The sequence below is a fragment of the Mycobacterium gordonae genome, from assembly GCF_017086405.1.
Taxonomy (GTDB): domain Bacteria; phylum Actinomycetota; class Actinomycetes; order Mycobacteriales; family Mycobacteriaceae; genus Mycobacterium; species Mycobacterium gordonae_D.
Window position 1 is genome coordinate 6,679,613 of sequence record NZ_CP070973.1, and the last position, 21,954, is coordinate 6,701,566.

Consider the following 21,954-nt stretch of genomic DNA (forward strand, 5'->3'; position numbering starts at 1 on the left):
AACCGTCAGCGGCGGCCGGCACTCACCCGTTCCTCGCAGTCGACGAACTCTGGGAGCGGCCGTATCTGCCTTGAACTCCAATGACATTCCGCGACCAGCTCTCACCTGGGCAGCCGGCATGGAGTGTTGGCGGCCACACCCCGCCCTGTCAACGAGTCGACGCGTGATCGCCTAAGCTGCCCCCTATGAGCCACGACTGGTTGCTCGTGGAGACACTGGGAGACGAACCCGCCGTCGTAGCGCAGGGACGGCAACTCAAGAACCTCGTTCCGATTACCACCTTCCTGCGCCGCAGCCCGTATCTTGCCGCCGTCAAGACGGCGATTGCCGAATCGGTACAGACCGGTCAGGCGCTGACCAGCATCACCCCCAAGAGCGATCGCGTCATCCGCACCGAGCCGGTGATGATGTCGGACGGACGCATGCACGGCGTGCATGTGTGGACCGGGCCGATAGACGAGGAACCTCCTGAGCGACCCGTCGTGGGTCCGCTGAAGTGGGACCTGACCCGCGGAGTGGCCACCGATACCCGCGAGTCGCTGGCCAACAGCGGCAAGAATCCCGAGGCCGAGGTCACCTACGGGAGAGCTTTCGCGGAGGATCTGCCGTCACGCGAACTCAACCCCAACGAAACCAAAGTCCTGGCTATGGCGGTGAAGGCCGAGCCAGGCCAAACACTTTGCAGCACATGGGACCTCACAGATTGGCAGGGGAATCCCGTCCGGATCGGCTTTACCGCGCGTAGCGCGCTGGAACCAGGACCTGACGGCCGCGACCACCTGGTCGCCCGGGCGATGAACTGGCGCGCCGAACGCAAGGGCGGCCCACCAGTGGTTGCCGACGACCTGGCGCTGCGGATCCTCAACGGCCTTGCCCAGGCAGGTGTACACCGAGCACTCGTGGACCTCAAGAATTGGACGCTGCTGAAGTGGCTGGACGAGCCGTGCTCGTTCTACGACTGGCGCGGCAATGACGACAAACAGCGGGTCCATCCCGATGACGAAGCTGTATTGCATTCAATGACAAAGGAATTCGCCGACGGCGCGACCAGTCGAGTGCTGCGGCTGCCGGGCAACGACGCCGACTGGGTGCCGGTGCACGTCACGGCCAACCGGGTGGAGCTGGAACCCGAAACCTTTGCCGGGCTGCTCTCGCTGCGGCTGCCGACTGAGGAAGAAGTGGCCGGCGCACCGTTTTCGAAGATCGAGGCGCCCGAGTAGCCGCGATCAGGCAATTTCGCTACCAAGTTGCGCAGAGAGTACTACGCCGCTATGTTCCCCACTTTTCGGGAGTTCGGACGGGGCCCCGGGTCGGTGTGACGCAATAGTCGCACTGGGAGGTGCCAAGATGTCATTCGTAAGCGTGCTGCCAGCGCTGATCGGGACTGCAGCGACGGACTCGGCTGGAATCGGCTCTGCGGTGACTGCGGCCAATCAGGCCGCGGCTGCGCGCACCTCGGCGGTGCCGGCTGCCGCCGAGGACGAAGTCTCGGTCGCCATCGCCGGCCTTTTCGGGTCGCACGGGCAGGCCTACCAAGCCCTCGGCGCACAGGCTGCGGCATTCCAGAGCGAATTTGTGCACCTGCTGACGACGGGGGCCGGGACCTAGGCGACTGCAGAGTTGGGCGCCGCCCAGCCCTTCCAGAGCCTCATCGACATCGTCAACGCGCAGTTTGTGGCCCAGACTGGCCGGCCGCTTGTCGGCAATGGCGTCAACGGCGCCCCCGGTACGGGGCAGAACGGCACCCCGGGGTGGATGGTTGCTTGGTAATGGTGGTGCCGGCGGTTCCGGAACGTCCTCGACCGCCAACTATGGCGGACCGGGCGGAGCCGGCGCGGCGGGCGGATTGTTCGGCACTGGTGGCGCGGGCGGTACCGGCGGGAGCACATCTGCGGCCGGCAAGGCCGGCGGTGCTGGGGGGGCCAGCGGCAACGCCGTGCTGGTCGGCGACGTTGGGGCCGGTGGCAATGCCGGCTCGCTGGCTTTCGGAGCGGCCGGCGGCGCCGGCGGCGCCGGGGGTAACGCCGGCACGTTGTTCGGTTCTGGCGGTGCGGGTGGCGCCGGCGGGTTCAGCACCACCAAGGGAGGGGTCGGAGGAGCCGGCGGCGACGCCGGCATCTTCAATGGATCAGGTGGCGCAGGCGGGTCCGGCGGCACCGGCGGCACCGCCGCTGGCGGAGTCGGCGGGTCCGGTGGCAAGGGTGCAGTCTTCGATAACGGCGGTAACGGCGGTAACGGCGGTGACGGCGGTGCCAGCCAGGCCGCCGCCGGCGGTAACGGGCAGGCCGGCGGCAATGGCGTGTTGATCGGAACGGCGGAAACGGCGGTGGCGGTGGGACCGGCGCTACCCGGGGCAACGCCGGTCTTGGTGGCGTCAGTGGCGCGCTTCTGGGGCTCGACGGCTTCAACGCCCCGCCCAGCACCAACCCGGTGCACACTTTGCAGCAAGATGTGCTCAAGATCGTGAATCAGCCTGTCCAGGCGCTGACCGGGCGCCCGCTGATCGGCAACGGCGTCAATGGAACTCCGGGCAGCGGGGCGCCCGGAGGGGACGGCGGCTGGTTGTTCGGCAACGGCGGAAACGGAACACACGGTGCTACCGGGATTGCCGGCGGAGCAGGCGGCGCCGGTGGCGCAGGCGGCGTCTTCTTCGGCAGCGGCGGTACCGGGGGCACCGGCGGCAACGGCCTGCTCTTTGGCGCCGGTGGCACCGGAGGGGGCGGCTCGGCAGGCGGGAAAGGAGGGATCGGTGGGGACGGCGGGTTATTCGGCGGCGCGGGCGGCGCCGGCGGCAACGCGGGGACCGGCGGGACCGGCGGAGTGCTGCTCGGCAATAACGGTAACAACGGCAAGCCGTAGTAACCCTCACCCGTAGCGGCCGGCCGGTCCAGCCCGCGCAGATGCCCAGGCCACACCGCGAGGGGAGACGTCCACTTCCGCGGTGACAATCACGTCGAGACCGTCCACCCGGCATTGAGCGTCACGAACCCCCGTCCCGTGGGCCACCGCCGTCGCGCGTGCGCACGCCACCGCAACCCCCTGCGGCAGCGCGGCGGCCCCGGCCAGGGCACCGAGATCGGCAGCCGCCTGTGCCCGATGGCGCGCCACCACCACCGACCCGAGGTAGACCCCCGTTGCGGTGACGAACAGCAATACGGCGACCATTGCGACGGCGACCACCGTGGCCGAGCCGCGATCATCCCGGCTCCTCGGCCGAGACCGCTCTAGCGGCAATATCCAGTGCAGGCAACAGCTTTGAATGCGCCACCACGGTGGCGACCAGGTAGCCGCCGTCATGTTGTACCTGAACACGCGCCCCGGCCGGCGCGATCCGCCGGGCCGCTTCCAGGGCGTTGCTTTGGTCGCCCCGAGCTGCCAGTCGGGCCGCTTCACGTGCCGCGTCGAGGCAGCGTAGCTGCATCGATACGGCGGTGAGGCCGGCCAGACACAGCACCAGTACCGCCACCAAGGCGGCGATTGCCAAGGCCGCCTCGACAGTGCTAGCGCCCGCACTGCCGGCTAGACCTTGGTGCTCAGCGCACGACCGATGATGTGGTTGAGCGCGGACACCACTGAGTCGCCGGTCACGACGGTGTACAGGATCGCCCCGAACGCCGCGGCCGCGATGGTGCCGATCGCGTACTCGACCGTCGACATACCCGTCTCGTCGCTCATGAGCATCGTCAGACGTGCCGTGATCACGCGAAACCTGTTGCCCATCAACATCTTCCTCTCTCATATCAACCCCGACTGCAGGACATTGCCGGCCAACCCGGCGACCACCGGAACGAGGCCGAGGCACACGAAGGCCGGCAGAAAACACAACCCGAGCGGACCTGCGATCAGGACTCCGGCACGCTCGGCGGCAGCCGCGGCCCCCGACGCGGCGTCGTGCCGCGCCTGCACCGCGAGTTCGGCAACGCCGGCGGCCAGCGCCGCGCCCGACGACGACGATCGACGTGCCAGCCGCAGCAGGGCATCGACTTGTCCGTCGGCCGCGCCCAGTTCCGTCGGCGTCGACCACGCAATCGCCGAGTCGGCACCCAGCGCCAACAAATCGGCCGCCCGACGCAGCGCCAGCGCCAGTCGCGGCGGGGCGGACCCGGCGATCGCCGATGCAGCCGTCGGGACAGCCATCCCCGCCGTCAGGCACACCGCGAGCACATCCAGACTCGACGCGATGCCCAACGGGTCCGAAGCGCGCACGCGCTGTCGACGGCGACGCCGTGACGGGGCCCGCAGCCCCGCTCGAGCGCGCACCACCGCGGGCCCCGCACCAACCAGCACCGCCAGCGCCAACAACACCGCCGCGACACTCACGCCGTGACCGCGCGATCGGTGATCCGGTCCGACCACCACAATCCGGCGCAGGTCAGCACCACGCCCGCCAGCAGAAACCACCCGCCAGCGTGGCCCCCGAACAGAAACCGCAGCGGCCGGGCGCCGATCGCCTGCCCCAGCAACAATCCCAGCAGCGGCAAACCCGCCAGGATGGCCGCAGTGGCGCGGGCGCCGGCCAGCCCGGATGCGACCTTCGCCGAAAATCGTTGTCGCTCCGCAATGTCACGTTGGGCGGCCCGCATCAGCGTGGCGATCGCCAGGCCGTGGTCATTGGCGAGCTGCCAGCACACGGCCAGCCGTTCCCAGTGGTCCGGCAGCGCCGACGACCCCGCTGCGGTGCGTAACCCTGCCGCCACGTCGGCACCCAACCGGGCCCGCGCAGCGACCGCCCGCATCCCCGCAGAAACCGCACCAGTGGTCTCAGCGGCGGCAACGTCGAACGCCTGAACCGGATGAACCCCCACCCGCAGTTCCCCGACCAAGACGTCGAGACCCGCTTCCAGCGCTCGCCCTTCTTCGCGACCGCGCCGGCTGCTGCGGCGGCGACGGTAACGGGCCCCCATCACGGCGCCTGCCAAGGCGCCGGACATCACCGTCGTCCACGGCAGCAACAGGACCGCAGCGGCGCAGACACACCCGCAAAGCCAGCCGACCGAGCGGCCGGCGACCAGCTTTCGCCGACCCGCGGGCACTGCGGTGACGAGCCGTCCCTGCGGTGATGCAGGCAGTACCAGCAGCGCCGATGACAACAACAGTGCCGCAAGTTGCAGGCCCGTCATGCCGGTATCCGAGTTTGCAGCGCGGCATCCAACTCAGCGGCCGCTTCCATCCTGCCGTGGTCGGCGTGCCAGGCCGGGATCGCCCGAACCAGCCCACTCCCACAGCGCCGCAACACCGCGATCTCGGCGAGCCGTCGCCGTCCGACCCCGTCACGGGTGACGTGTAGGAGCACCTGGACCGCGGCCGCGAGCTGGCTGTGCAGGGCACTCCGGTCGAGCCCACCGAGCGCGCCCAGCGCCTCCAGTCGGGCGGGAACCTCACCCGGGCTGTTGGCATGAACGGTGCCGGCTCCCCCGTCGTGCCCGGTGTTTAGAGCGGCCAACAGATCGACCACCTCGGCGCCTCGGACCTCGCCGACAACGATCCGGTCCGGACGCATTCGCAGTGCCTGACGGACGAGCTGGCGCACCGTGACCTCTCCGACGCCCTCGATATTGGCGCACCGCGCGACGAGCTTGACCAGATGCGGATGTCGGGGAGCGAGCTCGGCGGCGTCCTCAACGCACACGATCCGCTCGGTCGGCGAGACGGCACCCAACATCGCCGCCAGGAGCGTGGTCTTGCCCGCCCCCGTCCCCCCGGACACCAGAAAGGCCAACCGCGCGGTGATGATGTCGGAAACCAGCGCCGCGACCTCCGCCGCGATGGCGCCCGCAGCCGTCAACGCAGCCAGGTCCTGGGTGGCCGGCCTCAGCACCCGCAGTGACAAGCAGGTGCCCCGGACGGCCAGCGGCGGCAGTACCGCGTGCAGCCGCACCGCGAATCCGTCGAATCCGATTCCGCTCAGTTGTCCGTCCACCCACGGCTGGGCATCATCGAGTCGGCGGCCGGCAGCCAACGCCAACCGTTGCGCGAGTCTTCGCACGGAGGCCTCATCGGCAAACCGAATATGGCTGCGCCGCAAACCCTTTCCATTGTCTATCCAAATTTCATCCGGCGCCGTCACCAACACGTCGGTGGTGTCTGTCGCACGAAGCAGCGGTTCGAGGACGCCGGCGCCGGTCAGTTCCGTCTGCAACAGTCGAAGATTGGCCAACACCTCCGTGTCGCCGAGTATCCCGCCGGACTCGGCACGGATCGCCGCGGCAACCACGGCGGGCCGAAGCGGGCCGGACTCGGAAGCCAGCCGCTCCCGCACGCGTTCGATCAGTGGTCCGTTCATGCCGCGCCCCCGATGGGCGCCTTACGCCGGCTCGGCATCACGGTGAGTACCGTCCGTGCTGCCGCGGCCAGCGCGGACCTGCGGCCCAACCGCAGGCCGCCACGCTCCAGCCGCTCGGACAGCCCCGGCTCGGCACGCATCGACGCCAGCAGCGGGGCCCCCGCTATCTTGGCGACCTCGGTCGCCCGCAGACCACCGGGCGCCGGCCCGCGGACGACCAACCCGAGGTTGGGATTCACCGCGGTCAGCACGGGTACGAGTGCCGCGGTAGCCGCACATGCCCGCACGTCGCAGCGGCTGACCAGCACCACCAGGTCGACGCTGTCCAGGGCGGCATGCGTCGCCTCGGTCAGCCTCCGCGGCAGGTCACACACCACGGTGACGCCCCCGCGGCGACCGGCATCGACGATCGCGGCCACCGGGGCGGGCTCCAACTCGTATACGTGGCGGGTGCCCGACAGGACACTCACTCCGCGCTGTCGCGGCAGCGCCTCGCGGATCGCCAACCAGTTCAGCCGTCCACCGGCAAGCGCCAGGTCAGGCCACCGCAGCCCCGGGATGGACTCCCCGCCCACCAGCAGATCTATGCCTCCGCCCCACGGGTCGAGGTCTAGCAGCAGCGCGTCACCCGCGGCCTGGGCCAAAGCGGCGGCCAACAGCGAGGCACCGGCACCGCCGCAGCCTCCGACGACCGCCACGCCCTGGCCTCTGCGGTTGTCCTCACGGACCGCTTCCGCGGCTTCGGCGAGTTCGCCGACCAGGTCGTGCTCCTGTTGAGGCAACTGCAGCACCCGCTCGGCGCCGACGGCGACCGCCGCCGCCCAGGCAGCCGGGGCGACTTCGGTACAGGTCAGGACGCTGACGTGGCCGCGTCGCGGCAACGTGGCCCGGCCACACCGCTCTGCCGCCGCTTGGTCGAGCACCACCGCCGCAGCGGCCGACCATGACTTTCTGCTCACCGAGTTCCGCTCGCCAGCGTGCACGACGCGTACCCCAACGGCCGCGGCGACACGGTCGACCTCTTCGCGCAGGAGTGACTCCGTCAGGATTGCCAGCACTCCGGATCCGGCCCGCCCAGAGTGGGCTCCGCCCGGCGCAAGTTCGTTCACCACTCCACCGTGCGGCCGGCCGGTATTGGACGCCAGTGCCAAAGCGGAATCTGGGGACAAAACCCGGTCTGTGTACCAGGTCGTTCGCTGGACACCCGTCCGTCCTGAAGCGAACGGCGTCTCCGCAACGCACCAATTGCCGGATTTCGCCTCGGGTGAGAAGATTTTTACCCCAGAAAAGGGACGACCCCCGCCAGGGGGGGAGGAGGCGGAGGTCGTCGTGTATCAGCCCCGGGGGGTCGGGCTGATACACCCTCGGCTCAAGGCCGAGTAATGCTTACTATACACATGCCAGCCGGGATTCACGCAAGTACTCGGTGTAAGGAAATACGGGCTTGAGCCGTGTAAATGCGGTGGGCAGAAAGACAACAGGCGTATTCAGCCGTTCGCATTGGGCCCAACATCGCGGCCGCACGCGTTCGCCGACCTATGCTGGACTGGTGACCGCCCCCGACGAGGCCGCGCCGCAGCAAATCTCGCCGCAAACATCCGAGCAGGCGCTACCGAGTGCCCGCACGGCCGCCTTCTTCGACCTCGACAAGACCATAATCGCCAAGTCGAGCACGTTGGCGTTCAGCAAACCCTTCTTCGCGCAAGGTCTGCTTAACCGGCGGGCCGTGCTGAAGTCGAGCTACGCGCAGTTCATCTTCCTGCTTTCCGGCGCCGATCATGACCAGATGGATCGGATGCGCACCCACTTGGCCAACATGTGCACAGGGTGGGATGTCGCACAGGTGAAATCGATAGTCGGCGAGACGCTGCACGACATCGTCACACCGTTGGTGTTCGCCGAGGCCGCGGATCTGATCGCCGCGCACAAGCTGTGTGGGCGCGACGTGGTGGTGGTGTCCGCTTCCGGCGAGGAGATCGTTGGGCCCATCGCCCGCGCGTTGGGCGCCACGCACGCCATGGCGACCCGCATGGTGGTCGAGGACGGGAAGTACACCGGCGAGGTCGCGTTCTACTGCTACGGCGAAGGCAAGGTGCAGGCGATCCGCGAGTTGGCGGCCCGCGAGGGCTACCCCCTGGAGCATTGCTACGCGTATTCCGACTCGATCACCGATCTCCCGATGCTCGAGTCCGTGGGACACCCCTCGGTGGTCAACCCCGACCGCGGGCTGCGCCGGGAAGCCGTCGAACGCGGGTGGCCGGTGTTGTCGTTCTCCCGGCCGGTATCGCTGCGAGATCGGATCCCCGCTCCGTCGGGCGCCGCGATCGCCACGACAGCCGCGGTCGGTGTCACCGCGGCGGCCGCCGGCGCCGTGACGTATGCCCTGTTGCGGCGCTTCGCGTTCTAACCGCCCCTTGCCGGCCGTTGCCAGCCGTTGCCAGTTCAGCAAATACTTAGTGCGCGCAATTAAATTGCGTTGCACAACTTTGACGCGTTTAGGCCTTGCTGTGCCTGTGGTCTAGTAGTACAAAGGAGTCACGGCCGCCTGGTGAGGCCAAGGTCGATCCGGAAGAGAAGGTTCGATCTCCCGATCCAGGCACCCAGCACGGTTCTTGGCACCCACGCGGAGTCATAGCCACTGATATGGCAGAAGTGTTGCGGGCCTGCGTAATTGCGAAGAACGGAATGCCTCGACGGCCCTTTGGGTGGGGTTGCAGCAGGAAGTGTCGCAAACGCGCCGAGGCCACCCACGCAGCCCAGAAATGCACGCTTGGTAACCGAGAACCGTGTTGGCGGGCGGCGATTCGACATTTTCGGATCGCCGCCCGCTTTGCATTTCTGCGCCATTCTTCTGGCGGTGTGCCAGCTACCGTGGGGGCACCGCCTCCGCGATGGCCAGCGCCTCCTGCGCGCCGGCCCGCAACGCCCGGCAACACAGCACCACCCAAGTCGCCACACCGCTCGGGGTACCCGACGCGAACTTCGCCGCGGCGTCCCGATACGCCGCCGACTGGCGCATCCAATTCACCTCCGGCACACCGAGTCCGTGCGGATCCAGCCCGGTGGAGATCGTGACCAAACGCGACACACCGCGTGCCACCATCCCGTCGGCGCTGCCGAACGGCCGCAGCGTCAACAACTCTCCGTGCGCCACCGCAGCAAGCACCGGCGCCGAGGCCTGAGTGGGACGGCTGACCACCTCGGCGAGCAATTCCAGCCGCCGCCCGATGTCGGAATCGGCGCGTGGGCGGCCCAGGTGCTCATCGTCAACCAGATCGGCGGCGGCGAGCATGTGCAAGCGGGCCAGTGCTTGCAGCGGCGCCTTCTGCCAGACCGTGACGAGCGCTCCTCCGCCGCCCTCCAATGCCTGAGCCACCCGGAGTGCACCGCCGAAGACCGGTTCACTGACCCCCGCGGCGTCCGTGACGTCATCCAGCCGCACCGGGCCACCGTCGAGCACCGAGGAGGCCCGCGCCGCGCGCAGGGACGCCTCGGCGGCCGTCACCGGCCAGCCGCGCAAGTTCACCCGGTGCCGGTGTGCGCGCCCGAGCGCTTCGCGGGCACGGTCGCTCGCTTCGGCGACGCCGGGCAGGTCCATCAGCGGAGCCAGCGGGTCAGTCACAGGTTGCCAACCTATCGGGGTCGCGCCGCGGCACCGGGAATGGCCTCCAACAGCTGCCGGGTGTAGTCGTGAGCGGGCGTGGTGAACACCGCTTCAGTGGCCGCGTGTTCGACTACCCGGCCGGCCCGCATCACCATCACCTCGTCGGAAATCTGCCGGACGACCGCCAGATCGTGGCTGATGAACAGGTAGGTGAGCCCCAGATTGGCCTGCAACTCCCCCAACAAGTCAAGGATCTGCGCCTGCACCAGGACGTCAAGCGCCGACACCGCCTCGTCGCAGACCAGGACGTCGGGCCGCAGTGCCAACGCCCGCGCGATGGCGACGCGTTGCCGCTGGCCCCCGGAAAGCTCACGGGGCAACCGCTCGAGGACCGCCGCCGGCAGCGCCACCTGCTCCAGAAGGTCACGAACGGTTTTCGCGCGCTGGCGACGGTCCCCTACCCGATGGATCCGCAGCGGTTCCTCGATGGCGCGAGACACCGTGTACATCGGATCCAGACTGCTGTAGGGGTTCTGGAAGACCGGCTGGATCCGACGGCGGAATGCCAGGGTCTTGTGCACCGCGCCGACGTCGGTTCCGTCGAACACGACGCTGCCTGACGTCGGTTGCAGCAGACCGAGCACCATCCTCGCCACGGTCGACTTTCCCGAGCCGGACTCTCCCACCACGGCCAGGGTGCTGGCCCGCCGAACCCGGAACGACACGCCGTCGACGGCGCGGAGTTCCGAGCGCCGCCAGGGCAGACCCCGATTCTCCGAATAGGTCTTGGTCAGACCCGACACCACCAGGATGTCGTCTTGCGCGCCCGCGCGTTCGGCGGCTTCGGCGGCCACCCGCCCACGGATATCGGCGGAGCGTCGGTCACGCGCAGTCACAGACGGCGCGGCGGCCACCAGCCGGCGGGTGTACTCATGACCGGGCTCGCGCAGAATCATCTGTGCCGCACCGGATTCCACGACTGTCCCATGGTGCATGACCACCACCTGTTCAGCCCGCTCGGCGGCCAACGCCAGGTCATGGGTGATCAGCAGCAACGCCGTTCCCAGCTCATCGGTGAGCCGTTGCAGATGATCGAGAACCTGCCGCTGCACCGTGACGTCCAGCGCCGAGGTCGGCTCGTCGGCGATCAGCAGCCGTGGCCTGCCCGCCAGTCCGATGGCGATCAGCGCGCGTTGACACATGCCGCCGGAGAGTTGGTGTGGGTACCGCCGGGCTTGCCTGCCCGGATCCGGCATACCGGCATCGGCGAGCAACTGCGCCGCCCGTCGTCGCGCATCCCGAGCGTCGGTGTTGACCCGTAGGGCCTCCCGGACCTGAAAGCCGACACTCCACACCGGATTCAGGTTGGTCATCGGATCCTGTGGCACATAACCGATCTCGCGCCCCCTGATCGCACGCATCACCCGCCGGTCAGCCCCGGTGATGTCGCGGCCGTCGAATATGATGCGTCCGTTGGTGATTCGCCCGCCGGGTGCCAGCAGTCCCAGAACCGCAGCCGCGGTGGTGGATTTCCCCGACCCGGATTCGCCGACGACCGCTACGGTCTCACCACGACAGACGTTGAGATCCACGCCACGCACCACCGGCTCGTCGGGACCGAAGCACACCTGCAGCCCCTCGACGGACAGCAGTACCTGCCCGCTCATGCCCGCCACGCCCGGGAGGCCGGATCGAGCCCGTCGCGCAGCGCATCGCCCATCATCATGAACGCCAGCACCGTGATCGCCAGCGCCCCAGCCGGATAGAACAGGATGGTGGAGCCGGCCCGCAGCCGCATCTGCGCGACATTGATGTCGCCGCCCCAGGACACCACCGACGTCGGCAGCCCGACCCCGAGGTAGGACAACGTGGCCTCAGTGACGATGAAGACGCCGAGCGCGATCGTGGACACGGCGATCACCGGACCGATCGCGTTGGGCACCACATGACGCAGCAGCGTCCGCGTACCACTGAGCCCCAGCGCTTTCGCGGCCAGCACATAGTCGCTGCCCCGTACTTCAAGCACCGAACTGCGGGCAATGCGCGCCACCTGGGGCCATCCGAACAAGGCCAGGATAGCGACCACCGTCCACACCGTGCGGTGATGCATCACCTGCATCAGCACGATGGCGGCCAGCAGCAACGGCAACGCGAAGAACACGTCGGTGATACGCGATACCAGCGCGTCGACCCAGCCCCCGTAGAAGCCGGCCAGCGCGCCCAGCATGCCGCCGATGACGAACGCGGCCAGGGTCGCACCCACTCCGACGGTGACTGACGCTCGGGCGCCGTAAACGGTGCGCGCATAGATGTCGTGGCCCTGCAGGTCGGTACCGAACCAGTGGGCCGCCGACGGCGGCAGCAAACTCTGGCCCGGATCGGCGTAGCTGGGGTCGATGCCGGTGAACAGCGACGGAAATGCGGCAACCATCAGAATCAGCGCGATCAGCGCGGCAGCGACAACGAATTTCGGGCGTCTATACATAGCGGATCCGCGGGTCCAGCGCCGCATAGAGTAGGTCCACCAACAGATTGCTGATGAGATAGATCAACACCAACACCGTCACGATCGACACCACCGTGGGCGCTTCCTGTCGGGTGACCGCCTGATACAGCACGCCTCCGACGCCGTGAATGTTGAAGATCCCCTCGGTCACGATCGCTCCGCCCATCAGCGCCCCGAGATCGGCGCCAAGAAAAGTGACCACCGGTATCAGCGAATTGCGCAGAATGTGAACCGTCACCACCCGTGGCCGCGACAGTCCCTTGGCGGTCGCGGTTCGCACATGCTCGGCATGCGCGTTCGCGGCGACCGCGGATCGCGTCAACCGCACCACGTAGGCGAATGACACCAGTCCCAGTACGATTCCAGGCAGCAGCAACCGGCCGAAGGTGGCTCGGCCGCCGACCGTCACCGGCGCCCAGCCCAGCCGAACGCCGAACACGAACTGCGCCAGGAATCCCAGCACGAAAATCGGAATGGCGATGATGACCAGCCCGGTGACGAGCACCGTGGCGTCGAAGCCGCCGCCCTGGCGCAGTCCGGCGACCACTCCGAACCCGATGCCGAGCACGCCCTCCACCACCAGTGCGATCAGCGCCAGCCGAAGCGTCACCGGAAACGCATGTGCCAGAACAGCACTGACCGGAAGGCCGGAGTAGGCGCGGCCCAGGTCGCCGTGCAACAGGCCACCCAGGTAGCGCAGATACTGCACCAGGAAGGGATCGTCGAGATGGTAACGGGCGCGTAGCTGGGCGGCGACTTCCGGACTCAGCGGCCGGTCACCCGCGATTGCGGCCACCGGGTCGCCGGGCAGTAGAAACACCATGCCGTAGATCAGCAGCGTGGCACCCAGGAAGACCGGGATCATCAACGCGATCCGGCGCACCAGATACCAGCCCATCTCAGCCCTTCACGATGTTCTCGTAGTCGGGCAGCCCGTTCCAGGTGGGCTTGACGTTGCTGACCTGGCTCGACCATCCGATGACACTGATGTAGTACCACAACGGGACGGCGGGCATGTCGTGCAACAGGATTCGTTGCGCGACGTTGGCCAGCACATCGGCCGCCCGCAAATCGGGCGCAGCCTCGGCAGCCGCCAGCGCGGCGTCGAATTCCCGGCTGGAGTAGCCGACATCGTTGGATCCGGCCCCGGTGGCGTACAGCGGCGCCAGGAACTCGATCATCGACGGATAGTCGCCGATCCAGCCGGCGCGGAACGCGGAGTCGATGGTGCGGTTGGTGATCTGGGTGCGAAACCCGGCGAAGGTGGGTTGCGGTGCGCCGACCGCGTCGATGCCCAGTGCGTTCTTGATGCTGTTGGCTACGGCGTCCACCCACTCCTGATGGCCGCTGTCGGCGTTGTAGGCGATGGCGTACCGCCCGGTCCACGGCGATATCGCGTTGGCCTGCGCCCACAGTTGCTGTGCCCGTTGCGGGTTGAAGTCCAACGCGTCATTGCCGGGGATGTTCGGATCGAAGCCCGGCAGCGAACTTGCGGTGAAATCACTTGCCGGACTCCGTGTTCCATTGAAGATCTGTTGGCAGATCTGCGGCCGGTTGATCGCCGCCGATATCGCCAGCCGGCGCAGCCTGCCTTCTTCGCCACCGAAATGCGGCAACCGCAGCGGCGTATCGAGCGACTGGCTCACGGCCACCGGGCCTTTCACGGCGTTGTCACCCAGATCGCGCTGATAAATCGTCAGCGCACTGGACGGAATCGTATCCAGCACATCGAGATTGCCTGACAGGATATCGGCATAAGCGGTGTCCAGATTGGCGTAGAACTCGAACCGCAGGCCCTTGTTCCGCGGCTTGCGATTGCCGTGATAGTCGGGGTTGGCGACCAGGTCGATCTTGACGTTGTGTTCCCACGCCGGTTCGTCGGGGCTGTCGGCCAACTTGTAGGGACCGTTGCCCACCGGGTGCCGCCCGAACGCCGCCATATCGCGAAAGGCTGAGGGGGGCAACGGATAAAAAGCGCTGTGGCCCAGGCTCAACATGAAGTCGATGGTCGGCGCACGCAGCCGCACGGTGAATTCGAGATCGCTCACCACGCGCAGCCCGGACATGGTGGCGGGCCTGCCGTCGCCCGGTGCCGCCGACAACCCGTCGAATCCCTCGATCGGGCTGAAGAACTGCTGCTGCAACTGCGCGTTGGCGCCCGACGCGCCGAAATTCCAGGCGTCCACAAACGAGTGGGCCGTCACCGGTGAGCCGTCGGTGAATTTCCAGCCCGGCCGGAGAAGGATCCGGTAGTTCGTGTTGTCGACACTCTCGATCGATTGTGCGACCTCCGGCGATGGCCGGCCACCCGCGTCGTAGGAAACCAGGCCAGAGAAAAGCCGGTCGATGATGCGGCCGCCGTTGCTGTCGTTGGTGCCGGTCGGGATCAGTGGATTGGGCGGTTCGCCGCCGTTGACCACCACCACGTCAGGAGTGAGCACGCCACCGCCGCCGCATCCGGCCAGGCAGCCGGCCGTCAGCAAGACAGCCAGCACCACCCGCATCATCCGACACACATGAGCGACCCTAGAGGCGACCCTGGAGCCTAAGACGGCGGCACCGGCTCGATGACGACCTGGGTGACGGGGTGCACCTGCAGCTGGCAACCCTCGATCGTCGTCGCGACGGTGACCGCCTCGGTCCCGCCCGGCGGGGTGACGCTCAATCCGGTGTAGGCGGGACATGGGTTGCCGCCGGCGTTGACGGACATGCCTTCGACCACCGACTCCGCACGCTGGGACGGCGACACCGTCACGGTCGGGGGCACACCGACGTCACCGGGCAGTCCGCCCATGTAACCACGAAGGGTGGCCTGCGCGGTGATGCGCGAGCCGCCGGCGACCGCTTCGACCGTGGGATAGCCGGTGAGCGTGCACGGCATAGCGCCGGGAGCCGGTGCAAAGATCAGCGTCACCGCGCGGTGCCCGACAGCCGCCTCGGGCCCGGCGGAGGTCACCACCACCTGCCCTGCCGTGCACGGCGCCATATCGGCCGGTGCCGCCTGGGCGGGCGCCGGTACGGCGCTTACTGTTGCCGCGGCGAGGGCCGCAATGAGCCGTGCGCGTGTCATGCCCGCGAATTATCCAGCACCTGACCGAGAAGTGGCCACCAAATGAGGGGCGCGGAGCCGTAATCGCCGCGGGGTTACGCTCACAACCGTGACCGCCAACGATGCCGAACAGCCGTCGTCTTACCCACCCCCGGCCCAGTTCGCCGAGCAGGCCAACGCTCGGCCGGAGCTGTACGAGCAGGCCGAAGAAGACCGACTGGCGTTCTGGGCCGCACAGGCCGACCGGCTGTCCTGGGCGACGCCGTATACCGAAGTTCTGGACTGGTCGGACGCGCCGTTCGCCAAGTGGTTTGTCGGCGGCAAGCTCAACGTCGCCTACAACTGCGTGGATCGCCACGTGGAGGCGGGCAACGGTGACCGGGTCGCCATCCACTGGGAAGGCGAACCGCAGGACCACCGCCGCACCCTGACCTATGCGGACCTGCAGCAGGAGGTCTGCAAGACCGCCAACGCACTGACCGACCTGGGTCTGGTCGCCGGTGACCGGGTGGCCATCTACCTGCCGCTCATCCCCGAAGCGGTCATCGCGATGCTGGCCTGCGCGCGGTTGGGCATCATGCACAGCGTGGTGTTCGGCGGCTTCACCGCGCACGCGCTGCGGACCCGGATCGCCGACGCCCAGGCCAAGCTGCTGATCACCGCGGACGGGCAGTTCCGCCGCGGCAAGCCGGCGCCGTTGAAGGACGCCGCCGACGAAGCGTTATCGGTCGACGACAGCCCCGTCGAACATGTTCTGGTGGTGCGGCGCACCGGAGTCGACGTCTCCTGGGACGACGATCGCGACCTGTGGTGGCATGACGTCGTCGACAAAGCCTCACCCGAGCACACCGCCGAGGCGTTCGACGCCGAGCAGCCGTTGTTCCTGCTGTACACGTCGGGCACCACCGGCAAGCCGAAGGGGATCGTGCACACCAGCGGCGGGTACCTGACGCAGTGCGCGTACACGATGGACGCCATCTTCGACGTCAAGCCGGAGACCGACGTGTTCTGGTGCACCGCCGACATCGGCTGGGTCACCGGGCACACCTACGGCGTCTACGGCCCGTTGTCCAACGGCGTCACCGAAGTCCTGTACGAGGGCACACCCAACGCGCCCACCCAGCACCGACACTTCGAGATCATCGAAAAGTACGGCGTCACAATCTATTACACCGCACCGACACTGATCAGGACCTTCATGAAGTGGGGCCGCGAGATCCCGGACGCGCATGATCTGTCGAGTATCCGACTACTCGGTTCGGTCGGCGAGATCATCAACCCGGAGGCATGGCGGTGGTACCGCGACGTCATCGGCGGGGGCGGGGTGCCGGTCGTCGACACCTGGTGGCAGACCGAAACCGGCTCGGCGATGATCTCCCCACTGCCCGGCGTCAGCGAGGTCAAACCCGGCTCGGCGATGACGCCGCTGCCCGGCATCTCGGCCAAGATCGTCGACGACCACGGCGAGCAGCTACCACCGGACGAAGACGGCGAAACCCACGTCACCGGCTACCTCGTGCTGGACCAGCCGTGGCCGTCGATGCTGCGCGGCATCTGGGGTGATCCCGAGCGGTACCGCAAGACCTACTGGTCCAAGTTCGCCGACAAGGGCTACTACTTCGCCGGGGACGGTGCCCGCTTCGACCCGGACGGCGCCATCTGGGTACTGGGCCGCATCGACGACGTGATGAACATCTCCGGGCACCGCATCTCCACCGCGGAAGTCGAGTCGGCACTCGTCGGGCACCGCGGGGTGGCCGAGGCCGCGGTGGTGGGCGTCACCGACGACACCACCGGCCAGGCCATCTGCGCGTTCGTCGTGCTGCGCTCCAACTACGAAGTCAGCGAAGGCACCGTCGAAGAGTTGCGGGCCGAGGTGGCCCACGAGATCTCGCCGATCGCCAAGCCGCGCGAGGTGCACATCGTGCCGGAGCTACCCAAGACCCGCAGCGGCAAGATCATGCGCCGGTTGTTGCGCGACGTGGCCGAGAACCGTGACCTGGGGGACACGTCAACGTTGTTGGACCCCAACGTGTTCGACGCGATCCGCGAGGCGAAGTAGCTCAGCCGACCGGAACGAACCCGGAGCCGGGGCGGTTCTTGGCGACGATGTCGGCCAGGTCGGTGTTGATCGACATGACCACCGCCGGTGTGTGCAGCGGGATGTATTTGGTGACGCAGCTGGGCAGGCTGTCACTGAAGGCGCCGTGGATCATTCCGACCAGCAGGTTGTCCACCGTCACCGGAGCCCCGGAGTCACCCGGTCCACCGCAGACCTGCATGAGAATGCTGCCGGGGTCCTGGCCCGGCCCCCAGGTGACACCGCAGGAGTTGCCGGTGGTGCGGCCCTGCTTGCACGCCACCTGACCGAACACCGGTTCCGGGCCGATGCCGTTGATGGCAAAGCCGTTGACGTTGTTCACCGGGTTCACCTTGGCCGGATCGAACTTGATCACCGCGTAGTCCAGCCCGTCGTTGCCGGCCACCATCGTGCCGATCTGGCCGTGACTCTCGGCGTCCTCGGCCGCAACCGGCGCGCCCGGACCACCGCAGTGCGCCGAGGTGAATCCGATGAGGTCGCCGAACTTGTCGTGGCCGATCGCGGTCAGCGTGCACAGCGTGCCGGTATTGACGACGATGCCGGACCCACCGCCCAACGCCACCTTGTCGTCGGCGGACGCGGCGTTGGCCGGCAAGAACAGGAGGCCCAACACAACGGCCAGAATGGCCACGGCAGAAGCCGATTTCGCGGTCGGTTTCGAGCCGCCGGGCGCCTGCTGCAAAGTGATACCCCGTTCGATCGTCAAAGACTGGCGTGAGATCTCAGGCCAGTGGGCCAGTGTAGAGGATCAATGCATCCTGTCCGCCGCGCTTGCGACGGCCATCGGCTGGCCTCGTCCGGCCTCGTCTTGTCCCGGGGCCCATGGCAACATGAACCGCGACGACGCGCACTGCGCGGTTCAGCGGGACACCGACGAGCCGCGAAACGGAGAGGACCGTCTGTGAGCAAACCCGATCGCAAGACCGGTGTGCCGAGCACGCTGACCACGATCCCGTTGACCGACCCGCACGCCAGGGCGGGCGAGCCGTCGGTCGGCGATCTGATCAAAGACGTCACCACCCAGATGTCGACCCTCGTGCGCGCCGAGGTCGAGCTGGCCCGCGCCGAGATCACCCGGGACGTCAAAAAGGGTCTGACCGGCAGCGTCTTCTTCATCTCCGCGCTGGTAGTGCTGTTCTACTCGACGTTCTTCTTCTTCTTTTTCCTCGCCGAACTGCTGGACAGCTGGCTGTGGCGCTGGGCCGCTTTCCTCATCGTCTTCGCGATCATGGTCGTCGTCACGGTCGCGCTGGCCCTGTTCGGGTTCTTGAAGGTCCGTCGGATCCGCGGCCCCCAGAAGACGATCGAATCCGTGAAAGAGGCGCGCACCGCCTTCGCGCCGGGGCACGACAAGACACCGGCCGGCCCCAAGCAGCTCCCCGAACACCACGGCAAACACGAGAAGCCGGAGAGCAACCCTCCCACCGACCCCTCGGGCTGGTAAGTGCCGGCTCCTGATCCGTCGATCGTCCGCATCGACGGGCCTTGGCGCCATGTGGATGTGCACGCCAACGGCATCCGGTTCCACGTCGTCGAAGCCGACGCCGACAACTCCAACGGCGCAGCTACCGGCCGACCGCTCGTGATGTTGCTGCACGGTTTCGGGTCCTTCTGGTGGTCGTGGCGTCACCAGTTGCGTGCGCTGACCGGCGCCCGGGTGGTCGCGGTCGACCTGCGGGGTTACGGCGGCAGCGACAAGCCGCCCCGCGGCTATGACGGTTGGACGCTGGCCGGTGACACCGCCGGACTCATTCGCGCCCTTGGGCATTCGTCGGCGATGTTGATCGGCCACGCCGACGGCGGGCTGGCCTGCTGGGCCACCGCACTGCTGCATTCGCGGCTGGTGCGCGGTATCGCCCTGGTTAGCTCACCGCATCCGGCGGCATTGCGGCGGTCCACGCTGACCCGTAGGGACCAGAGCCGCGCGCTGCTACCGACACTGTTGCGTTACCAGTCGCCGCTGCTGCCGGAGCGGCTGCTGACCAGACACAACGGCGCCGAGATCGAACGCCTCGTCCGCAGCCGCAGTGGCACCAAATGGATTGGCTCCGAGGATTATTCGCAGACGATCCGGTACCTGCGCCAGGCCATCCAGATTCCGGGTGCCGCGCACTGCGCACTGGAGTATCAGCGATGGGCGGTGCGCAGCCAGCTGCGCGGCGAGGGCCACCGCTTCATCAAGTCCACCACGGCGCAACTGGCCGTACCGCTGCTGCACATCCGCGGCGACGCCGATCCTTACGTCCTGGCCGCACCGGTCGAACGCACCCAGCGCTACGCACCCCACGGCCGCTATGTATCCGTCGCCGCCGCTGGACATTTCAGCCACGAGGAGGCGCCCGAAGAGATCAACCGGCACCTGATGCGATTCCTGCGGAAGGTGCACCCGGTCAGCTGACGCAGGCCCCGGTGCTCACCTGCGCGGTGGCGCCGATCTTGGACAGCTGGCCGGCCACTTCCTCGGCCGTCAGCACGAACCCGGTGTCCGCGTCGTCCACGGCTGCGCCGAATACCACGCCGAGCACGCGGCCGTCGAGGTCGATGAGCGGCCCGCCGGAATCGCCCTGTTCCACATTCGCCCGGATCGTGTAGACGTCGCGAGTGACCTGCTGCGGGCTGCGGTAGATATCCGGCCCACTGAGCTTGATGACTTCCCGGATCCGGGCCGGGGTGGCGGTGAAGTTGCCACCCCCCGGATAGCCCAGCACCACCACGTCGGTACCGGTTTTTGCGGGAGTGTCGTCGAATACCAGCGGCGTCGACGGCAATCCCGGGACGGCCAGGATCGCGATGTCCACCTGGGGGTCGTATGACACCACCGTGGCGTCGTAGTTCTTGCCGTTGGCCTGCAACGAGACACTGCTGGAGCCGGCCACCACGTGCGCGTTGGTCATCACCCGCTCGGGTGAGATCACGAAACCGGTGCCTTCCAGCACCTTCTGACAGCTCGGCGCCAGGCTGCGGATCTTGACCACGCTCGGCGCGGTGGCCGCCACCACCGGATTGTTGACCAGCGCCGGATCCGGTGACGCCACCGGGATCACCGGCGTACGGCTGAACGGCTCCAGCACCGCGGGCAGACCCGAGGTGTTCAGCAGCGCGGACAGCCGCTTGGGCACCGTCTTCAGCCAGGTCGGCGCAACCTCGTTGACCTCGGCCAACACCCGCGAACCCCGCACCGCGGCGGCCAGTTCTGGCTGATCTTTCGATTGGGTCAACGGGGTCGCCAGCAGCCAGGCCGCGGTCAGCACCACCATCAACTGCACGCCGACGCCAATGACCGAGTCGACGGTGCGGATCGGCCGGTTGCGGATCGCGCCGCGAACCGCTCGCCCCAACACCACGCCGGCGACCTCACCGACCACCACCAGCGCCAGGATCAGAAACAGCGCCGCGAACAACTTGGCCCGCGGGGCCGCGATGTGGCTGACGATGTGCGGTGCCAGCAACACCCCGGCCACCGCGCCCAGCACCACGCCGGCGAACGAGAGCACCGACCCCAGGGCGCCGGAACGCCAGCCGGAGATCGCGGCGATGAACGCGACCGCCAGCACGGCGATGTCCAGCCATTGCGAGGGCGTCATGGTATTCATCGCAATCCACCTCGCGACGCATCGGAGTCCCCGACCAGTGCCATCGCGTCGTCCAACTCGCGCATTTCGCCGATGTCCCAGGGCTGGGCCCAGCCCGCCACGTCGAGAACCGCCGAGATCACCTGGCCAGTGAAACCCCACACCAGCATCTGGTTCAGCAGAAACGCCGGTCCGGCCCAGCGCCGTCCCAAGGTGCCGCGGTAGACCATCAGCCGATTCTCCGGGTTGATGAAGGCGCGCACCGGGACCCGCGCCACGATCGCGGTTTCGGCGTCGTTGACGACCGTCACCGGTCCGGGATCCGGTGAGTAGGCCAGCACCGGGACGACGTGGAAGCGCGACGGGGCGATGAAGGTGCGTTCCATGGTCGCCAGCGGCCGCAATCGGTCGACGTCGATGCCCGTCTCCTCGCGCGCCTCGCGCAACGCCGTGGCAACCGGGCCGTCGTCGTCGGGGTCGGACGCGCCGCCGGGGAAGGCTGCCTGGCCGGCATGGTGGCGCAGGGTCGACGCCCGCACGGTCAGCAGCAGGTCGGCGTCGTCGGGAAGCCCGCCCCCGGCCGCGCCGGATTCCGGCCCCGAGAACAGCACCAGGACGGCGGCATCCCGCCCACCTCGACCCAGCGACTTGGCCGCCGTCACCATCGCCAGCACGTCGGCCGGCAGGCGGCGACGGAACGCATCGGGGATCTGGTCGACGTTGTCGATCAGCGGCCGCAACCAGGCCGGGCCGGCGTCGGGGGTCAGGGCGACCGTCCGGCGCTCGCGCGCAGTACCCGCAGCAGTCACCGGCACCTCATTCGGTTCGCTCACCCCGCC

Annotated in this window: 22 protein-coding genes and 1 pseudogene; 7 read left to right on the top strand and 16 right to left on the bottom strand. The window is 68.0% G+C overall.

The window, feature by feature from the left end; all coding sequences use genetic code 11:
- The first annotated feature begins 185 nt into the window (after positions 1–185).
- Positions 186–1,220: a PAS domain-containing protein gene (locus JX552_RS28735; protein WP_205875211.1), complete on the top strand. Its 1,035-nt coding sequence runs from the start codon at positions 186–188 to the stop codon at positions 1,218–1,220.
- A 127-nt stretch (positions 1,221–1,347) separates the two neighbouring features.
- Positions 1,348–2,817: pseudogene (locus JX552_RS32910) on the top strand (PE family protein); the annotation flags it as partial.
- 48 nt (positions 2,818–2,865) lie between these two features.
- Here the strand turns inward: JX552_RS32910 and JX552_RS28755 are convergent.
- From JX552_RS28755 to ssd, 7 genes are read right to left on the bottom strand one after another with little or no spacing between them, the layout of a single operon-like run.
- Positions 2,866–3,165, bottom strand: a complete 300-nt coding sequence (locus JX552_RS28755; RefSeq protein ID WP_241010753.1) for an Rv3654c family TadE-like protein — start codon at positions 3,163–3,165, stop codon at positions 2,866–2,868.
- Between the two features lie 31 nt (positions 3,166–3,196).
- Positions 3,197–3,484 carry a TadE family type IV pilus minor pilin gene (locus JX552_RS28760; RefSeq protein ID WP_205875214.1) on the bottom strand — a complete coding sequence of 96 codons (288 nt, stop codon included), beginning with the start codon at positions 3,482–3,484 and terminating at the stop codon, positions 3,197–3,199.
- Positions 3,485–3,519: 35 nt separating this feature from the next.
- Positions 3,520–3,726 carry a DUF4244 domain-containing protein gene (locus JX552_RS28765; protein ID WP_205875215.1) on the bottom strand — a complete coding sequence of 69 codons (207 nt, stop codon included), beginning with the start codon at positions 3,724–3,726 and terminating at the stop codon, positions 3,520–3,522.
- Positions 3,727–3,735: 9 nt separating this feature from the next.
- The gene (locus tag JX552_RS28770) at positions 3,736–4,320 is read right to left on the bottom strand and encodes a type II secretion system F family protein (protein ID WP_205875216.1); all 585 of its coding nucleotides are present in this window, start codon (positions 4,318–4,320) and stop codon (positions 3,736–3,738) included.
- Complete coding sequence (locus JX552_RS28775) at positions 4,317–5,120, bottom strand: type II secretion system F family protein (protein ID WP_205875217.1); 804 nt, start codon at positions 5,118–5,120, stop codon at positions 4,317–4,319. The genes JX552_RS28770 and JX552_RS28775 overlap by 4 nt, the downstream gene beginning before the upstream one ends.
- Positions 5,117–6,283 (bottom strand): TadA family conjugal transfer-associated ATPase, encoded by a 1,167-nt coding sequence (locus JX552_RS28780; RefSeq protein WP_205875218.1) that lies wholly within the window; start codon positions 6,281–6,283, stop codon positions 5,117–5,119. The genes JX552_RS28775 and JX552_RS28780 overlap by 4 nt, the downstream gene beginning before the upstream one ends.
- Positions 6,280–7,332: a septum site-determining protein Ssd gene (gene ssd, locus JX552_RS28785; RefSeq protein WP_205878737.1), complete on the bottom strand. Its 1,053-nt coding sequence runs from the start codon at positions 7,330–7,332 to the stop codon at positions 6,280–6,282. Before ssd ends, JX552_RS28780 begins: the two co-directional genes overlap by 4 nt.
- Before the next feature lie 500 nt (positions 7,333–7,832).
- Here ssd and JX552_RS28790 point away from each other — a divergent pair, with 500 nt between their 5' ends.
- On the top strand, positions 7,833–8,690 hold the full coding sequence (locus tag JX552_RS28790; RefSeq protein WP_205875219.1) for an HAD-IB family hydrolase: 858 nt from the start codon (positions 7,833–7,835) through the stop codon (positions 8,688–8,690).
- A 459-nt stretch (positions 8,691–9,149) separates the two neighbouring features.
- Here JX552_RS28790 and JX552_RS28795 read toward each other — a convergent pair whose 3' ends face one another.
- The 6 genes from JX552_RS28795 to JX552_RS28820 are packed head-to-tail and all read right to left on the bottom strand — an operon-like array spanning position 9,150 to position 15,463.
- Complete coding sequence (locus JX552_RS28795; protein WP_205878738.1) at positions 9,150–9,881, bottom strand: Fic family protein; 732 nt, start codon at positions 9,879–9,881, stop codon at positions 9,150–9,152.
- A gap of 35 nt (positions 9,882–9,916) precedes the next feature.
- Complete coding sequence (locus tag JX552_RS28800) at positions 9,917–11,554, bottom strand: dipeptide ABC transporter ATP-binding protein (RefSeq protein WP_205875220.1); 1,638 nt, start codon at positions 11,552–11,554, stop codon at positions 9,917–9,919.
- Positions 11,551–12,399 (bottom strand): ABC transporter permease, encoded by an 849-nt coding sequence (locus JX552_RS28805; RefSeq protein WP_205875221.1) that lies wholly within the window; start codon positions 12,397–12,399, stop codon positions 11,551–11,553. Before JX552_RS28805 ends, JX552_RS28800 begins: the two co-directional genes overlap by 4 nt.
- On the bottom strand, positions 12,365–13,291 hold the full coding sequence (locus JX552_RS28810; RefSeq protein ID WP_205875222.1) for an ABC transporter permease: 927 nt from the start codon (positions 13,289–13,291) through the stop codon (positions 12,365–12,367). The genes JX552_RS28805 and JX552_RS28810 overlap by 35 nt, the downstream gene beginning before the upstream one ends.
- A 1-nt stretch (position 13,292) precedes the next feature.
- Positions 13,293–14,909: a peptide ABC transporter substrate-binding protein gene (locus tag JX552_RS28815; protein ID WP_205875223.1), complete on the bottom strand. Its 1,617-nt coding sequence runs from the start codon at positions 14,907–14,909 to the stop codon at positions 13,293–13,295.
- A 29-nt stretch (positions 14,910–14,938) separates the two neighbouring features.
- Positions 14,939–15,463 (bottom strand): DUF4232 domain-containing protein, encoded by a 525-nt coding sequence (locus JX552_RS28820; RefSeq protein WP_241010754.1) that lies wholly within the window; start codon positions 15,461–15,463, stop codon positions 14,939–14,941.
- 88 nt (positions 15,464–15,551) lie between these two features.
- Between JX552_RS28820 and acs the strand changes: the two genes are divergently transcribed.
- On the top strand, positions 15,552–17,504 hold the full coding sequence (acs, locus tag JX552_RS28825) for an acetate--CoA ligase (protein WP_205875224.1): 1,953 nt from the start codon (positions 15,552–15,554) through the stop codon (positions 17,502–17,504).
- Between the two features lies 1 nt (position 17,505).
- Here acs and JX552_RS28830 read toward each other — a convergent pair whose 3' ends face one another.
- Entirely contained in the window at positions 17,506–18,174 is a 669-nt protein-coding gene (locus JX552_RS28830) for a S1 family peptidase (RefSeq protein ID WP_205875225.1), read from the bottom strand.
- Between JX552_RS28830 and JX552_RS28835 the strand changes: the two genes are divergently transcribed.
- Genes JX552_RS28835 through JX552_RS28845 form a run of 3 tightly spaced genes read left to right on the top strand, consistent with a single transcriptional unit; the run spans position 18,167 to position 19,941 of the window.
- Entirely contained in the window at positions 18,167–18,448 is a 282-nt protein-coding gene (locus tag JX552_RS28835) for a hypothetical protein (protein ID WP_205875226.1), read from the top strand. The genes JX552_RS28830 and JX552_RS28835 overlap by 8 nt on opposite strands.
- Positions 18,445–18,987 (top strand): phage holin family protein, encoded by a 543-nt coding sequence (locus JX552_RS28840; protein ID WP_205875227.1) that lies wholly within the window; start codon positions 18,445–18,447, stop codon positions 18,985–18,987. Before JX552_RS28835 ends, JX552_RS28840 begins: the two co-directional genes overlap by 4 nt.
- Positions 18,988–19,941 (top strand): alpha/beta fold hydrolase, encoded by a 954-nt coding sequence (locus JX552_RS28845; protein ID WP_205875228.1) that lies wholly within the window; start codon positions 18,988–18,990, stop codon positions 19,939–19,941.
- Here the strand turns inward: JX552_RS28845 and marP are convergent.
- Together marP and JX552_RS28855 are read right to left on the bottom strand one after the other, a co-directional pair.
- Positions 19,934–21,127: an acid resistance serine protease MarP gene (gene marP, locus JX552_RS28850; RefSeq protein WP_205878740.1), complete on the bottom strand. Its 1,194-nt coding sequence runs from the start codon at positions 21,125–21,127 to the stop codon at positions 19,934–19,936. The two genes, JX552_RS28845 and marP, sit on opposite strands and share 8 nt — an antisense overlap.
- A gap of 5 nt (positions 21,128–21,132) precedes the next feature.
- A complete protein-coding gene (locus JX552_RS28855; RefSeq protein WP_205875229.1) occupies positions 21,133–21,948 on the bottom strand; it encodes an NUDIX hydrolase in 816 nt (271 codons plus the stop codon).
- Positions 21,949–21,954: the final 6 nt, after the last annotated feature.

Bases quoted from the DNA above. Each gene is read 5' to 3' on its own strand.
- JX552_RS28835 (WP_205875226.1), top strand. From the start codon at position 18,167: ATGGCCACGGCAGAAGCCGATTTCGCGGTCGGTTTCGAGCCGCCGGGC.
- JX552_RS28780 (WP_205875218.1), bottom strand. From the start codon at position 6,283: ATGAACGGACCACTGATCGAACGCGTGCGGGAGCGGCTGGCTTCCGAG.
- JX552_RS28800 (WP_205875220.1), bottom strand. From the start codon at position 11,554: ATGAGCGGGCAGGTACTGCTGTCCGTCGAGGGGCTGCAGGTGTGCTTC.
- JX552_RS28795 (WP_205878738.1), bottom strand. From the start codon at position 9,881: ATGGACCTGCCCGGCGTCGCCGAAGCGAGCGACCGTGCCCGCGAAGCG.
- JX552_RS28810 (WP_205875222.1), bottom strand. From the start codon at position 13,291: ATGGGCTGGTATCTGGTGCGCCGGATCGCGTTGATGATCCCGGTCTTC.
- JX552_RS28765 (WP_205875215.1), bottom strand. From the start codon at position 3,726: ATGTTGATGGGCAACAGGTTTCGCGTGATCACGGCACGTCTGACGATG.
- JX552_RS28775 (WP_205875217.1), bottom strand. From the start codon at position 5,120: ATGACGGGCCTGCAACTTGCGGCACTGTTGTTGTCATCGGCGCTGCTG.
- marP (WP_205878740.1), bottom strand. From the start codon at position 21,127: ATGACGCCCTCGCAATGGCTGGACATCGCCGTGCTGGCGGTCGCGTTC.
- JX552_RS28805 (WP_205875221.1), bottom strand. From the start codon at position 12,399: ATGCGGCGCTGGACCCGCGGATCCGCTATGTATAGACGCCCGAAATTC.
- JX552_RS28735 (WP_205875211.1), top strand. From the start codon at position 186: ATGAGCCACGACTGGTTGCTCGTGGAGACACTGGGAGACGAACCCGCC.
- JX552_RS28755 (WP_241010753.1), bottom strand. From the start codon at position 3,165: ATGGTCGCCGTATTGCTGTTCGTCACCGCAACGGGGGTCTACCTCGGG.
- JX552_RS28820 (WP_241010754.1), bottom strand. From the start codon at position 15,463: ATGACACGCGCACGGCTCATTGCGGCCCTCGCCGCGGCAACAGTAAGC.